The 14,929-nt window shown below is 63.4% G+C and carries 13 protein-coding genes; 9 read left to right on the top strand and 4 right to left on the bottom strand.

Annotated features, from left to right (window positions below):
• Window positions 1-175: 175 nt before the first annotated feature.
• Together hpf and secA are read left to right on the top strand one after the other, a co-directional pair.
• The gene (hpf, locus tag KVY23_RS11495) at window positions 176-844 is read left to right on the top strand and encodes a ribosome hibernation-promoting factor, HPF/YfiA family (protein ID WP_075839796.1); all 669 of its coding nucleotides are present in this window, start codon (window positions 176-178) and stop codon (window positions 842-844) included.
• A gap of 252 nt (window positions 845-1,096) precedes the next feature.
• A complete protein-coding gene (secA, locus tag KVY23_RS11490; protein WP_075839797.1) occupies window positions 1,097-4,033 on the top strand; it encodes a preprotein translocase subunit SecA in 2,937 nt (978 codons plus the stop codon).
• Between the two features lie 24 nt (window positions 4,034-4,057).
• Here secA and KVY23_RS25275 read toward each other — a convergent pair whose 3' ends face one another.
• Entirely contained in the window at window positions 4,058-4,396 is a 339-nt protein-coding gene (locus KVY23_RS25275) for an Rv3235 family protein (protein ID WP_083667838.1), read from the bottom strand.
• Between the two features lie 435 nt (window positions 4,397-4,831).
• Here KVY23_RS25275 and KVY23_RS11480 point away from each other — a divergent pair, with 435 nt between their 5' ends.
• From KVY23_RS11480 to KVY23_RS11460, 5 genes are all read left to right on the top strand, one after another.
• A complete protein-coding gene (locus tag KVY23_RS11480; RefSeq protein ID WP_230556487.1) occupies window positions 4,832-6,295 on the top strand; it encodes a wax ester/triacylglycerol synthase family O-acyltransferase in 1,464 nt (487 codons plus the stop codon).
• Between the two features lie 7 nt (window positions 6,296-6,302).
• Window positions 6,303-6,824, top strand: coding sequence for a hypothetical protein (locus tag KVY23_RS11475; RefSeq protein ID WP_075839799.1), 522 nt, complete (start codon window positions 6,303-6,305; stop codon window positions 6,822-6,824).
• Window positions 6,825-6,938: 114 nt separating this feature from the next.
• Entirely contained in the window at window positions 6,939-8,054 is a 1,116-nt protein-coding gene (locus KVY23_RS11470) for a ferredoxin reductase (protein ID WP_075839800.1), read from the top strand.
• Window positions 8,055-8,182: 128 nt separating this feature from the next.
• Entirely contained in the window at window positions 8,183-9,505 is a 1,323-nt protein-coding gene (locus KVY23_RS11465; protein WP_075839801.1) for a fatty acid desaturase, read from the top strand.
• Window positions 9,506-9,589: 84 nt separating this feature from the next.
• Entirely contained in the window at window positions 9,590-10,843 is a 1,254-nt protein-coding gene (locus KVY23_RS11460) for a fatty acid desaturase (RefSeq protein WP_075839802.1), read from the top strand.
• Window positions 10,844-10,886: 43 nt separating this feature from the next.
• On the opposite strand, the gene rsgA is transcribed toward KVY23_RS11460, so the two are convergent.
• Genes rsgA through KVY23_RS11445 form a run of 3 tightly spaced genes read right to left on the bottom strand, consistent with a single transcriptional unit; the run spans window position 10,887 to window position 13,692 of the window.
• Window positions 10,887-11,924: a ribosome small subunit-dependent GTPase A gene (gene rsgA / locus KVY23_RS11455; protein WP_371829789.1), complete on the bottom strand. Its 1,038-nt coding sequence runs from the start codon at window positions 11,922-11,924 to the stop codon at window positions 10,887-10,889.
• A complete protein-coding gene (aroA, locus tag KVY23_RS11450; protein WP_230556486.1) occupies window positions 11,873-13,192 on the bottom strand; it encodes a 3-phosphoshikimate 1-carboxyvinyltransferase in 1,320 nt (439 codons plus the stop codon). Before aroA ends, rsgA begins: the two co-directional genes overlap by 52 nt.
• A gap of 5 nt (window positions 13,193-13,197) precedes the next feature.
• The gene (locus KVY23_RS11445; RefSeq protein WP_230556485.1) at window positions 13,198-13,692 is read right to left on the bottom strand and encodes an aminoacyl-tRNA deacylase; all 495 of its coding nucleotides are present in this window, start codon (window positions 13,690-13,692) and stop codon (window positions 13,198-13,200) included.
• 236 nt (window positions 13,693-13,928) lie between these two features.
• Here KVY23_RS11445 and KVY23_RS11440 point away from each other — a divergent pair, with 236 nt between their 5' ends.
• Both KVY23_RS11440 and rsrA read left to right on the top strand, forming a co-directional pair.
• Window positions 13,929-14,597: a sigma-70 family RNA polymerase sigma factor gene (locus KVY23_RS11440; protein ID WP_075839820.1), complete on the top strand. Its 669-nt coding sequence runs from the start codon at window positions 13,929-13,931 to the stop codon at window positions 14,595-14,597.
• Window positions 14,594-14,920: a mycothiol system anti-sigma-R factor gene (gene rsrA / locus KVY23_RS11435; protein WP_269417983.1), complete on the top strand. Its 327-nt coding sequence runs from the start codon at window positions 14,594-14,596 to the stop codon at window positions 14,918-14,920. Before KVY23_RS11440 ends, rsrA begins: the two co-directional genes overlap by 4 nt.
• Window positions 14,921-14,929: the final 9 nt, after the last annotated feature.

Below are 14,929 nucleotides of genomic sequence, written 5' to 3'. Positions count from 1 at the left end.
AGACCGGCCCATGACGGACTAACGTCGCGATCACGCCCTAGTAGTGCGGACGGGGCGTTTGCGACTTCTCGTCAGCGGAGGTGATGCGGCCGAAAATGATGCCGGATGGTTCCCCACTCGGCAATGAGCATTCACCGCGTCGCACCGGCGGCGCGGCCGATATCGGGAGGTACGCGTGACGACCCCTTCACAAGAATCGGTCTTCTTCGACGAGAAGCCAACGGACGAATCCAGCAAGACCCAGGCGGACGTTGTGGTCAAAGGCCGCAACGTCGAGATCCCGGATCACTTCCGGATATACGTGTCCGACAAGCTCTCCAGGCTCGAGCGATTCGACCCCTCCATCTATTTGTTCGACGTCGAACTTCAGCACGAACGCAACCGCCGACAGGCCAAGGCGTGCCAGCGCGTCGAAATCACGGCCAAGGGCAAAGGACCTGTCGTCCGTGCCGAGGCGAGCGCCGACAGCTTCTACGCGGCCCTCGAATCGGTGACGTCGAAACTGGAAAACCGGCTGCGACGGACCAAGGACCGCCGCAAGGTCCACTACGGCGAGAAGACCCCGGTCTCGGTAGCCGAAGCCACCGCCGAATTGGCCGAGGACGACAGTCTGGCGCTCGACCCCGAGACTCGCCTGGACACGTTCGAAGACGAGCCCACCGGACCCGGCCAGATCGTTCGCACCAAGGTTCACTCTGCAGCCCCGATGAGTGTCGACGACGCACTCTACGAAATGGAACTCGTCGGGCACGACTTCTACCTGTTCCATGACAGCGCCACCGATCGACCCTCGGTGGTCTACCGGCGGCACGCATTCGACTACGGGCTCATCAGGCTGACCTGAGCGCACCGATTCGCTGACACAGACAGGCCCGACTTGGGAAGCAAACCCCAGGTCGGGCCTGTTCGACTGCGGTGGGTCTACTGTGGGTCGCGCGAGAACGCCTACCATGGACGCGCGGGACCGCGTCTGCATGCAGATCGCGAGTGCTCGTGTAGTCCCCGTGTGTGTCGCAGAGCGGCGCGCCGCAACAGTTTTTGCCAGTATCAGTTTTTGCCCAGTATCAGTAACCGAGGATCGAGGACGAGAAAGCCCGTGCCTTCGCTGTCGTTTTCCAAGCTGCTCCGTGTTGGTGAAGGTCGCATGGTCAAGCGACTCAAGAACATCGCTGACCACGTGTCCACTCTGTCCCCGGATGTCGAGGGCTTGTCCGACGAGGAACTGAGAGCGAAGACCGCCGAGTTCAAGAAGCGCTACTCCGGCGGCGAATCCCTCGACGAACTCCTGCCCGAGGCCTTCTCCGTTGCGCGGGAAGCGTCGTGGAGGGTGCTCTCGCAGCGACATTTCGACGTCCAGGTCATGGGTGGTGCAGCGCTGCACTTCGGCAACATCGCCGAGATGAAGACAGGCGAGGGCAAGACGCTGACCTGCGTTCTGCCTGCGTATCTCAATGCGATCTCCGACGAGGGTGTCCACGTGGTCACCGTCAACGACTACCTGGCCAAGCGCGACTCGGAATGGATGGGCCGCGTCCACCGCTTCCTGGGCCTCGAGGTCGACGTGATTCTCGCGGGCATGACGCCCGCGGAACGCCGGGCTGCGTATGCCGCCGACATCACGTACGGGACGAACAACGAGTTCGGCTTCGACTATCTGCGCGACAACATGACCCACTCGCTGGACGACCTGGTCCAGCGCGGTCACAATTTTGCGGTGGTCGACGAGGTCGACTCGATCCTCATCGACGAGGCGCGTACACCCTTGATCATCTCGGGTCCGGCCGACGCCTCCTCGAAGTGGTACGGCGAGTTCGCCCGAATCGTGCCGATGATGAAAAGCGATGTCCACTACGAGGTGGACATTCGCAAGCGCACCATCGGTGTGCACGAAGCGGGAGTCGAGCTCGTCGAGGACCAGCTCGGTATCGACAACCTGTACGAGGCAGCGAACTCGCCTCTGGTGAACTACCTCAACAACGCCATCAAGGCCAAAGAGTTGTACGCCAAGGACAAGGACTACATCGTTCGCGACGGCGAGGTCATCATCGTCGACGAGTTCACCGGTCGCATTCTCGTGGGCCGCCGTTACAACGAGGGCATGCACCAGGCCATCGAGGCCAAGGAGAAGGTGGAGATCAAAGCCGAGAACCAAACTCTGGCCACGATCACCCTGCAGAACTACTTCCGCCTCTACGACAAGCTGTCCGGGATGACGGGCACCGCCCAGACCGAGGCCGCCGAACTCCACCAGATCTACGGTCTGGGTGTCATCCCGATTCCGACGAACCGTCCGATGGTTCGGGTGGACAACGGAGACTTGATCTACAAGACAGAAGAGGCCAAGTTCGATGCTGTGGTCAACGACGTCGTCGAGCGGCATGGCAAGGGCCAGCCGGTTCTGATCGGCACCACCAGCGTGGAACGCTCGGAGTATCTGTCCAAGCAGTTCACCAAACGCGGTGTCGTGCACAGCGTTCTCAATGCCAAGTTCCACGAACAGGAAGCAACGATCGTCGCCGAGGCCGGACGACTCGGCGCCGTCACCGTCGCCACCAACATGGCGGGTCGCGGTACCGACGTCGTGCTCGGTGGCAACCCGGACATCCTCACCGACCTCGCGCTTCGCAAGAAGGGCCTGGATCCGGTCGAGACGCCGGAGGAGTATCAGGCGGAGTGGGACACCAGTCTCGAGGCGGTCAAGGAGCAGGTGAAAGCTGACGCCGAGACTGTCCGCGACGCCGGCGGACTCTACGTTCTCGGCACCGAGAGGCACGATTCGCGCCGCATCGACAATCAGCTCCGCGGCCGATCGGGTCGTCAGGGCGATCCGGGTGAATCCCGCTTCTACCTTTCGCTCGGCGACGAGTTGATGCGTCGGTTCAACGGCGGTGCGCTCGAGTCGATCATGACGAGGCTGAACCTGCCGGACGACGTCCCCATCGAAGCCAAGATGGTCTCCAAGGCCATCAAGAGCGCACAGACGCAGGTCGAGCAGCAGAACTTCGAAATCCGCAAGAACGTTCTGAAGTACGACGAGGTCATGAACCAGCAGCGCACCGTCATCTACGCGGAGCGTCGGAGAATTCTCGAAGGCGCTGATATGGAGGGCCAGGTCGAAGGCATGATCACCGACGTGATCACCGCTTACGTCAATGGCGCGACAGCCGAGGGATACGTCGAGGATTGGGATCTCGAGCAGCTGTGGACCGCTCTGGGGACTCTCTACCCGGTGGGACTCGACCACAAGGAGCTCTCGCACGAAGACGAACTCGGCGAGAAGAGCGATCTCAGCCGCGACGAGCTTCTCGAGGCTCTGCTGGCGGACGCACGCGCGGCCTACGCCAAACGTGAACGCGAGGTGGAGGAGATCGCGGGACCGGACGGCATGCGTCAGCTCGAACGGCGCGTGCTGCTGTCGGTTCTGGACCGCAAGTGGCGCGAGCACCTCTACGAGATGGACTACCTGAAGGCAGGAATCGGTCTGCGCGCGATGGCCCAGCGCGATCCGCTGGTGGAGTATCAGCGCGAAGGCTACGACATGTTCCAGGGCATGCTCGAGGGGTTGAAAGAAGAATCTGTCGGCTTTCTGTTCAACCTTCAGGTCGAAGCAACACCAACACCAGCGCCGGCGGGACCGGCTCGCGGTGCCGGTCTGACTGTGTCGCCCGGACTTGCCTCGCCTGTGGGGGCGGGCGGAACCAAGAGTTCCGCGCCGCCGAAGGCGCCCGCGGCCGCATCGCTCGGTGCGAGCAAGCCTGCGCCGGCGCCGAGCGAAGAAGAACCCGCGAAGACTGCCGCAGCGCCGGTGCCCACTGCGCTCCGCGCAAAGGGGCTCGACGAGCGGCCTGAAGAGCGTCTGACGTTCTCGGGTCCGGCCGAGGATGGCGGGACGGCCGTCCGCCGAACGGGTGGCGCAGCCGGTGCGGCGACGGGTGGGAATGCGGCCGCGCAGGGGACGCGCCGTGAACGACGCGAGGCCGCTCGAGCGCAGGCCAAGTCACCAAAGTCGTCGAGGGGGAAGAAGAAGCGCTAGGGCGGCCGGTCTGTCGCTGTTCCGTCAGCAGACCCGCAGTGATGTGATCGTCCATCCTGATCTGCGAGTGGTCGCCCGATACTCCAGGCGAGCCGCCACCGCGAACACCCGCGGACCCCGCGCGTAAGTACCGAACACTTCAGCGGCGTCGGGGGCCGAGCGTGCGATGTGAACCCGGCGCAGCGACGCCGGCCCCAGACGGCGTCCCGGCGGGTGGGTCGAGGCGATCGTCTTGATCGCTTCGACCACATTGGGGGCGAAGAGCTTGCCCATTTTCTCGGCGGGCCGTCGGTGGTCGAGCACCTCCAGTAGCAGTCTCAGCGCCTGCTCCGCGCCTCGGCGCGCATCCTCCGGCACATCCACGTCGCGTCGGGCGGCGTCGTGTCGGGCCGGCCCGTGATGCGTCCCAAGACTTCGCGCAAACGGTCTTCGACGGTCGCTGCCGGAGCGAACGGTGTTCTCCGAAGATCGACTGCATCGGGCGGTGTTTCGGGTACTGCAGAGGCAGTGGCCGTCGGCTGGAGGTTCGAAGACCGGGGCAGGCCTGACGAAAGAATAGGAAGTGAAACCGTTCGTCGTCTCCACGGCGCTCCTTTGTTGTCGGAGGACCTCTTGGCGTGTATCGGGCCCTGTCTTCAATTCAGACGGATCGGCGTGCCCATCGGTTCCACTGCTTTCGGGCCGGATGGCTGTAGCCTCGTGGTTCGTCTAGGTTCGACAAGCGCAGGACGCTTTCCGGAATCCCGGGAACAATGATGTCCGGTGCGGACTAGCCAGAGCGGGGGACCGGTACACACGATGGCGAACAGGCTGACAACGCAGGACGCGTCGTTCTACTATCTCGAGGCGAGCAGTACACCCATGCACCTCGGTTCGCTCGCTGTGTTCCGAACTCCACGCAGCGGCTTCAGCTACGAGAAGTTGCTTTCGCTTGTCGAGCAGCGGTTGGTCCTGGTGCCGCGCTACCGGCAGAAAGTCCGCGAAGTGGCATTCGGCCTGGCTCGCCCAGTGTGGGTGGACGACAGCGATTTCGATATCACCTACCACATCCGTCGATCTGCTCTTCCGAAGCCGGGTACGGACGAGCAGCTGCACGACCTGGTCGCCAGGCTGACGTCGAGGCCCCTCGATCGGTCGCGGCCCCTGTGGGAGATGTATCTGGTCGAGGGTTTGACGAAGAACCGGTTTGCGATCTTCACCAAGTCGCATTCCGCGCTGGTGGACGGGGAGAAGGCTCTCGAAATCGGTCAGGTGATTCTCGACGCGAGCAAGAGCCCGGTCGCCATGGCGGAGGAGTTGTGGATGCCCGCTCGGGAGCCGAAGGAATCCGCGCTGGTCCTCGACGCGATTACCGAGTTGATTGCGTCGCCGAACGAGAGCGTCGAGGTCCTCCGCGGTGCCGCGGCCGGTCTCGCGGGCGTGGCAGGTGGCGTGCTGGCGGCGTCGGGCAAGGTGTTCTCGCTGGTTCGCACCGCAGCGCAGGTTGCGCCTTCGAGTCCGTTGAACGCACCGATCTCCCGCAACCGACGCTTCGCGGTTGCGAAGACCGAATTGTCGGACTATCGGCGGATCCACACCCGGTTCGGGTGCTCGATCAACGACGTCGTTCTCGCCGTGGTCACTGGAGCGCTGCGGAACTGGCTGCTCTCCCGAGGCGAACCGGTGACGGCATCATCGACGGTGCGAGCGATGGTTCCGATGTCCGTGTACGTCTCGGACGAGGGCGCAGGCTACGACCAGTACGCAGATCGGCTGAGTGGCGACCACGAGGGGGAGCCAACGGATGAGCAGCTGCGCAGCGAGGTCTCCTCCTTCCTGGTGGACCTGCCGGTCGGTGAGCCCAACGCCGTGGTGCGACTGTCGCACATCGCTCACGCGACCGAGGCTCACGCAAAGCAGTCGCCGGGCGTCACCGCGCAGACGCTGATGACGATCTCGGGTTTCGCTCCGGCGAGTCTGCACGCGATGGGGGCCCGCGCCGGCAGCCGGCTCTCGCAGCGTCTGTTCAACTTGATCATCACCAACGCGCCGGGTCCTCAGTTTCCGCTGTACGTCGGCGGTGCCCGTATGTTGGAGATGTTTCCCGTTTCGCCGCTGTTCGAGAATCAGGCACTGAGTATCGGACTGACCTCGTACGACGGCTTCGTGTGTTTCGGTCTCAATGCCGATCGCGGTGCGATGCCGGACGTCGACGTGATCACGGCATTGCTGTTCGAAGCGCTGGAGGAACTGATCGACGCCAGCAACGAATCGAGAGTGTGAGGTCCGCGTGAGGGTCTATGTCCCGGCAACGGTTGCCATGCTGCGCACCTTGGTTGCCGACGGAGAGTTCCATCCGGTCAGTCGCACCGCCTTCTCGGTGACGCCGACGCTCCGTGAGGCTTACTCGTCCGGCGACGATGAAGAACTGGCTGAGGTGGCGATGAACGAGGCGGCGAGGGCGTCGCTGCGTCTCGTTGCTGCGGCCCTCGACGATCACGAGGACGGCGAGGATCGCGGCGATGCTGTGTTCCGTCGGGCCGTGATCGCTGCGGATGTCGACGATCCGACGTTGCGGCCGGACCTGGACGACTCCGTGGTGCGGCTGAAGGAACCCTTGCGAATGGATCAGGTCGCATCCGTGCACGTCGACCTCGAGGCGGCCGAGCCCGCGGTCGAGAAGGCGGTATCGATCATCGATGCGGCGGACATGGGTGACGCGGACGCCGAGTTCGTGCTGGGAGATGCTGAAGATCACACTCTCGCCTGGTATGCGACGCAGGAACTACAGTTTCTGCTGGAATTTCTCTGACTGCAGCCAGCTTCCCGGTAACCTACGGTAGCGTAACCTGGCAGGGGGCGTTCGACATGAGGCGTCCTGCGAGGAGTTCGGACAACTGTATCGAGCGAGGGGATGAAATACCGGATGGATCTCAAGAAGTGGTTGGAGGCCCCGGCCGCGGGTGTTTCCGCGCCGAAGCGGCCCAAGCTCAACCTGCTTCGTGGTGCCTTCACTCGCATCACCACTCCGCTGCTTCCCGATGACTACCTCCATCTTGCCAATCCGCTCTGGTCGGCTCGTGAACTGCGAGGCCGAGTCGTGGGAGTCAAGAAGGAGACTGCGACGGCGGTGACGCTGGTCATCCAGCCCGGATGGGGATTCAACTTCGATTACCAGCCCGGCCAGTACATCGGCATCGGCCTTCACATCGGTGGTCGCTGGCATTGGCGTTCGTACTCGTTGACCTCGCCGCCCAACTGGGACGAGAAGTTGATCTCGATCACGGTCAAGGCAATGCCAGAGGGTTTTCTTTCCAGCCACCTCGTCGGCGGCGTACCGCACGGAACCATCGTGCGCCTTGCTGCGCCCAAGGGAAACTTCGCCCTGCCGACGCCCCCACCGAACAAGATTTTGTTCGTCACCGCCGGTAGCGGAATCACGCCCATCATGTCGATGCTGCGCACCCTGGACCGTCACGGTGACATGCCGGACACGGTGCACATTCATTCCGCTCCGACAGAGGACGAAGTGATGTTCGGCGACGAACTCAGCGCTCTTGCGTCGAGTCATCCCCAGTTCACCTCGCACATTCAGCTGACTAGATCCGATGGCAAGTTCGCGCTGGCCTCCCTCGACGAGATGTATCCGGACTGGAGGACTCGTCAGACCTGGGCGTGCGGGCCGGCCGCGCTTCTCGAGGACATCGAGCGGACGTGGAAGCACGAGGGCATCGAGGACAAGCTTCACCTCGAACGGTTCGAGATCGCCCGCGCCGACACTTCCGGCAAAGGTGGCACGGTGACTTTCTCGAAATCCGATCGTTCCGCAAACGTGGACGGTGCCACCACGTTGCTCGAAGCCGGTGAAAACCTCGGTGTACAAATGCCGTTCGGATGCCGCATGGGAATCTGCCAGACGTGTGTGGTTCCGCTGACAGCGGGCCACGTGATCGATCTTCGATCCGGCAAGGAACACGGTGAAGGCGAGCGCGTTCAGACCTGCATCTCCGCCGCTGCCGGTGATTGCACCCTCGAGCTTTGACGGAGTAGGTCCGGTGTCGTCGGTGAACGAGCACACACGGCTTTCACAGCAACCTCGGTTACGCTGATAACGGCGTCATAACGCGAACGTATCGTTCGAGAAACGCCCCTTACTTCTGGAGGACCACGATGGCCATCACGGACATCAAGGAGTTCGCACACCTCACCGAAGAAGACCTGGAATCCTTCGGACGCGAACTCGACGCGGTACGCCGCGACATAGAGGATTCACGCGGCGAGAAGGATGCCGCATACATTCGCCGTACCATCCGGCTCCAGCGGAGTTTGGAGCTAGGGGGACGAGCGGTGTTGCTGGGCAGCAAGTATCGCCCGGCGTGGTTGATCGGCACGGCAATGTTGAGTGTGTCCAAGATCATCGAGAACATGGAACTCGGGCACAACGTCATGCACGGTCAGTGGGACTGGATGAACGATCCCGAGATCCACTCCGTGTCTTGGGAATGGGACCAGACCGGTCCGTCCGAGCAGTGGAAGCGCGCGCACAACTACTCGCATCACACGTACACCAACATCGTCGGTATGGACCACGACATCGGCTTCGGCATCCTGAGGATGACCCGCGACGAGCCGTGGAAACCGATCAACCTGCTGCAGCCGCTCGCCAACGTGGTGCTCGCTACGACATTCGAGTGGGGCATCGCGCTACACGATCTCGATGCGCAGAAGCGACTCGACGGTGGAGACAAGAAGCGGATCTGGAAGTCCCCGGCGCACCTCGCTTTCGGGCGAAAGATTGCGCGGCAGGTGGGCAAGGACTTCGTGTTGTTCCCGGCTTTGAGCGGGCCGGCGTGGAAGAGCACGATGACGGCGAACGCTACTGCGAACCTCGTCCGGAATCTGTGGGCGTACGCCGTGATTTTCTGTGGCCACTTCCCGGATGGCGCCGAGAAGTTCACCATGGGCCAGTTCGAGAAGGAGACGCGGGCCGAGTGGTACCTGCGACAAATGCTCGGTAGCGCAAACTTCGATGCCGGCAAGGTCATGGCCTTCATGAGTGGAAACCTGTGCTATCAGATCGAGCACCACATGTTCCCGGACCTGCCCAGCAACCGCTATCAGGAGATATCGGAGCGCGTGCATGCGTTGTGTGAGAAGTACGACCTCCCCTACACGACGGGGTCGCTAGGCAAGCAATACCTGCTGGCGCTGCGCACCATCCACAAACTCTCGCTGCCCGATCAATGGCTGCGCGCGACATCGGACAACGCTCCCGAGACCAGTTCGGAACGCCGTTTCCGCTCGGGTGAAGCCTCCACCGTGCATGCGCTACGGATCGACCCGTTGACGGGTAAGCGACGGGGATTGCGGTCGGCGATCGCAGAGGCGCGGGTCTCGCTTCGGAATGCGAAGAAGGAAGCCAAGCGGCAGGCCAAGTTGATGCGGCAAGCTCAGCGCAATAGGGTGAAGTCAGTCACACCTACGCAGTCGTAACCTACGCAACCGTAGGTTACGGTACGGTGGTGGATGAACGTGCACCAAGTGCATCACCGACGACTGCCGGGAGGGCTTCAACCCATGGCGATTTCGGACATCAAAGAATACGCGCATCTCACCGACGCCGACGTCGAGGCGCTCGGCGTCGAACTCGATGCCATCCGCCGCGACATCGAGTCCTCGCGCGGCGAGCGCGATGCCAGGTACATCCGCAACACCATCCGTCTGCAGCGCTCGCTCGAGATCGGCGGTCGCGCCGTACTGTTCGCCAGCCGTAGACGCCCGGCTTGGCTGCTCGGCACCGGCATGCTCGGTGCGGCGAAGATCATCGAGAACATGGAACTCGGGCACAACGTGATGCACGGGCAGTGGGACTGGATGAACGACCCCGAGGTGCATTCCACGTCGTGGGAGTGGGACAACACGGGCCCGTCGGCACACTGGAAGCAGACCCACAACTACATCCACCACAAGTACACCAACGTGCTCGGGATGGACGACGATGTGGGCTACGGACTGCTGCGCGTCACCCGCGATCAGCGCTGGAAGCCGTTCAATCTGGGCAATCCTGTGTACAACTTGCTGTTGCAGCTGTTCTTCGAATACGGCGTTGCTGCACAGCATTTGGAGCTCGGCAAAGTGGCCAAGGGGCGGATCCCGCGCGAGGAATTCGAACGCAAGCGTCGCGAGGTGCTCGAGAAGATCGGCAAGCAGATCGCCAAGGACTACGTGATGTACCCGGCGCTGACCGGACCCGCGTGGAAGAGCACCCTCACCGCCAACATCGTGGCCAACATGATCCGCAACGTCTGGACGAACACCGTGATCTTCTGCGGCCACTTCCCGGACGGCGCAGAGAAGTTCACCAAGGCCGACATGGAGGGCGAGACTCAGGGCCAGTGGTATCTGCGACAGATGCTCGGCAGTGCGAATTTCGAGGCCGGGCCGGTCATGGAGTTCATGAGCGGCAATCTCTGCTACCAGATCGAACATCATCTCTTCCCCGACCTTCCCAGCAATCGCTTGCGGGAGATCAAGGTGCGTGTGCTCGAACTTGCCGAGAAGTACGACCTGCCGTACACGACCGGGTCGATCGGAAAGCAGTACCTACTGTCGTGGCGGACCATCGCCAAGCTTTCGCTGCCCAACAAGTACCTCCGAGCCACGGCCGACGACGCCCCTGAAACGGCGTCCGAACGTAAGTTCGCGGGCGGCACAGCCGGATTCCTGACCGTCGATCCCGAGACCGGAAAACGGCGCGGCCTTCGTACTGCCATCGCGGAATCGAAGAAGAAGAAGGGCATACGCGGACTCATCGCAAAGAGAGCCGCCTAGCAAAGAGCCGTACAGCACGACGAACGACGCCTGGGAGCGACGACTACCAGGCGTCGTTCGTGCGTACGGCTTCGAGCAGCAATCGTACGGCGCTGACGCGGCGAGCGGCGTCTCCCGTCAGCCCGTCGAGAGCGCATTCCGGATCTGCAGGTGGTCCGAGATGCGTGCAACCACGCGGACAGTTCGAGATCGCCTCGGCGAGGTCCGAGAACGCAGCGACAACGTTTTCCGGCGAGATGTGGGCAAGCCCGAACGAGCGGATCCCCGGTGTATCGACCACCCATCCGCCGCCCGGCAGCGGCAACGCCACCGACTGCGTCGAGGTGTGTCGACCTTTGCCGACGCCTGAGACGATCCCTGTCGCTCTGTGAGCATCGGGGACCAGCCTGTTTACCAACGTCGACTTTCCGACGCCCGAGTGGCCGATCAGCGCGGTGAGCTTGTTGTTCAGAGTGGCTGTCAGTTCGGTCAGATCCTCGCTCTGCCCGGCGAGGATCACGGGCACATCGAGATCGGCGAAGGCGGCGGTGAACTCGGCAGGATCGGCCAGGTCGCTCTTCGTCAGGCACAGGATGGGCTCGAGCCCGCCTACGTACGCGGCGACCAGGGCGCGTTCGACGAACCCGGTGCGCGGCGGTGGGTCTGCCAGCGCGGCGACCACCAACAACTGCTCGGCGTTGGCAACGACGACCCGTTCGTAGGGATCGGTGTCGTCGGCCGTGCGCCGCAGTACGGTGCGGCGCTCTGCCACCCGGACGATGCGTGCGAGGGTGTCGACTTTGCCGGATAAATCGCCGACGATGTCGACGTCGTCCCCGACCACGATGGGAGTGCGTCCCAGTTCACGAGCCCGCATCGCGACGATACCGCGGCTCGGGTCACCACCGAGGACGCAACCCCAGCGTCCCCGATCGACCGAAACCACCATTGCCGATTCAGCATCGGCGTGTTCCGGCCGCGTCTTCGTGCGCGGACGCGTGCTTTTCCCCGGACGTACCCGCACGTCCGATTCGTCGTAGCGGCGATTGATCAGGACGACATCCCTTCCCGCGCAGGCGTACCCGCGAGCATGTCTGCCCACATCGACTCGAATCCGGGCAGCGTCTTCGACGTCGTGCCGATGTCGTCGACCTCCACGCCGGGAACGACCAGGCCGAGGATGGCGCCGGCCGTCGCCATCCGATGATCGGCGTAAGCGTGCCACAGCCCACCGTGCAGCGATGCCGGCTCGATGCGCAAGCCGTCCTCCGTCTCCGTCGCCGACCCGCCCAGTCTGTTGATCTCGGTTGCGAGCGCGGCGAGTCGGTCGGTCTCGTGTCCGCGAAGGTGTGCGATGCCTCGGAGATGGGACGGCCCATCGGCGAGCGCGGCGAGCGCGGCAACTGTCGGGGTCAATTCGCCGACCTCGTGCAGATCGATGTCGATACCGTGCAGAGAGCCGGGACCTCGGACGAGGAGGGTGCCCTCGCGCACGGTGACATCGGCGCCCATCGACCCGAGGATGTCGCGGATCGCGTCGCCCGGCTGGGTCGTCGAAGAAGGCCAGTTGGGAACACGGACCTCGCCGCGCGTCACAGCAGCTGCTGCGAGGAACGGTGTGGCGTTGGACAGGTCCGGTTCGATGGCCCAGTTCACGGCATTCACCTGGCCGGGCCGAACGCGCCAGGTATCTGCGTCACCGCTGTCTCCTGGAGTCTCGACCCGAACACCGGCGCGTCGCAACATCTCGACGGTCATCTCTATGTGCGGCATCGACGGGACCGGTTTGCCGATGTGGTGGACGGTGATGCCGTCGTCGAAGGCGGCCGCCGACAACATCAGACCCGATACGAACTGCGAGGATCCCGAGGCGTCGATGTCGACTTCCCCACCTCTGAGCCGGCCTGCGCCGGTAACCGTGAACGGGAGGGCGTCTCCGGAGACCTGTGCACCGAGGGATCGCAGTGCACCGAGGATCGTGTCCAGGGGGCGGGTTCGGGCCTGTTCGTCCCCGTCGAAAGAGACCGTGCCCGCCGCCAGGGTGGCCAACGGGGGAACGAATCTCATGACCGTTCCGGCCAGCCCGCAGTCGATGGAGCCGCCGTGCAGTGGGGCGTTGGTCACCGTCAGCATCGTCGGGTCGACCGAGTCGATATCGATGCGTACACCGATCTGCCGAAGAGCCGAGATCATCAGGTCGGTGTCGCGGCTGCGAAGTGCACCGGAGATGGTCGATTCGCCACTCGCCAGAGCCGAAATGATCAGTGCGCGATTGGTGATGGATTTCGACCCGGGGAGGGCGACCGTCGCGTGGACGGGTGCGGAGGTCGACGGCGCGGTCCAGGTAGTCACCCGTCCATCTTTGCGCATCGTGCTCAGTGCGCCGCCACGGGAGCGGTCACCGCGCGAGTCAGACGTACCAGTTCGCGGGGATCGAGCTCCACCTCGAGCCCACGTCGGCCACCGCTGCACAGCACGCGGCTCCAGTGAAGGGCGGAGTCGTCGACGACGGTGGGTAACGCCCGCTTCTGACCGAGCGGTGAGATCCCGCCGAAGACGTACCCCGTCGACCGCTCGGCTTCGACTCGTTCGGCCATGACGAGCTTGCGTGTCGCGAGCGCTGTCGCCGCCCGCTTGAGCGAAAGCGACCGCGTGACCGGGAGCACAGCGACCGCCAGGGTGCCGTCGGACCGCCGCACCACGAGCGTTTTGAAGATTTGGTCGGGGGAGAGCTTCAACCGATCCGAGAGCAGCTCGGACGCCTCTGTTCCGTAGGACTGGGCTCGCGGATCGTGCTCGTAGGTGTGTATGTGATGGGGGACTGCTGCGCGGATCAATGCTGCGATGGCAGGGGTGGGCGCAGCGGACACGGTGGTCACTGTAGCGACCAGGAGCTGAGCGAGCGGGAGCTGAGCGAGCGGGAACAGCGAGGCAGCTGACGGTGTTCTTCGTCGAAGAGCGTGTTCACCGGCAAGTGTGCACACGAGGTTGAGAGGGAGGATCCACTGTGGCAGTGACGACCATCGGGCGCCCAACGCGCGCCGGCTCGGAAGTCGGCACGATCTACGTGAAGGATCTGTCCACGCCCGCGGTAACCTGGTCGAACATGGCTACCGAAGGGATCAGCGTGGAGGATGTCGAGAGCCCAGCTCAGGCGACTCAACCGGAAATCGAGTCCGAAAGGCAGCTGACCGAGCGTTTCGAGCGCGACGCGCTGCCGATGCTGGATCAGCTCTACGGCGCAGCTCTGCGGATGACGCGTAATCCGGCAGACGCCGAGGACCTCGTTCAAGAGACCTACATCAAGGCGTACTCCGCTTTCAGATCGTTCCGCGAAGGAACCAATCTGAAGGCGTGGCTGTATCGGATTCTCACCAACACCTACATCAACTCGTACCGGAAGAAGCAAAGGCAGCCGGCCCAGTATCCGACGGACGAGATCACGGACTGGCAGCTGGCAGCGACCGCCGAGCACACATCGACAGGTCTGCGTTCGGCTGAGGTGGAAGCGCTCGACGCGCTACCGGACAACGACATCAAAGCCGCGTTGCAGTCGCTGCCCGAGGAGTTCCGAATGGCGGTGTACTACGCCGACGTCGAGGGCTTCCCGTACAAGGAAATCGCCGAAATCATGGGCACTCCGATCGGAACTGTGATGTCGCGGCTGCATCGCGGTCGCAAGCAGCTCAGAGGGCTGCTCTCAGGTGTGGCGCGCGAGCGCGGGTTCAATCGCAACGGCGCGGTCGACAGGCACGACCAGGAGGTTTCGCAGTGAGTTCGGAGGCAGAGAAGGCATCGCGCATCGGTGGCGCGCCGGACGACGGCAGCAGCGAGTTCGAGCAACTCGATTGTTCCGCCGTCATCGCCGACGTATGGCTGATGCTCGACAATGAATGCGACATCGCCAGTCGTGAGCGACTGCAACGTCACATCGACGAGTGTGGATCGTGTTTCGCGGTGTACGGCATCGAGGAGAAGGTCAAGAGTCTGATCAGCCGCAAGTGCGGAGGCGATCAGGCCCCCGAAGGACTTCGCGAGAGACTCAGTGTCGAAATTCGTCGGACCGTACTCATCAGGCAGGCCGAGGGCGACCGCTAGGTGAGGGTC

It is taken from the genome of Rhodococcus sp. I2R (assembly GCF_020889545.1).
Lineage (GTDB): Bacteria > Actinomycetota > Actinomycetes > Mycobacteriales > Mycobacteriaceae > Rhodococcoides.
This window is presented reverse-complemented; position numbering and strand designations above follow the sequence as displayed.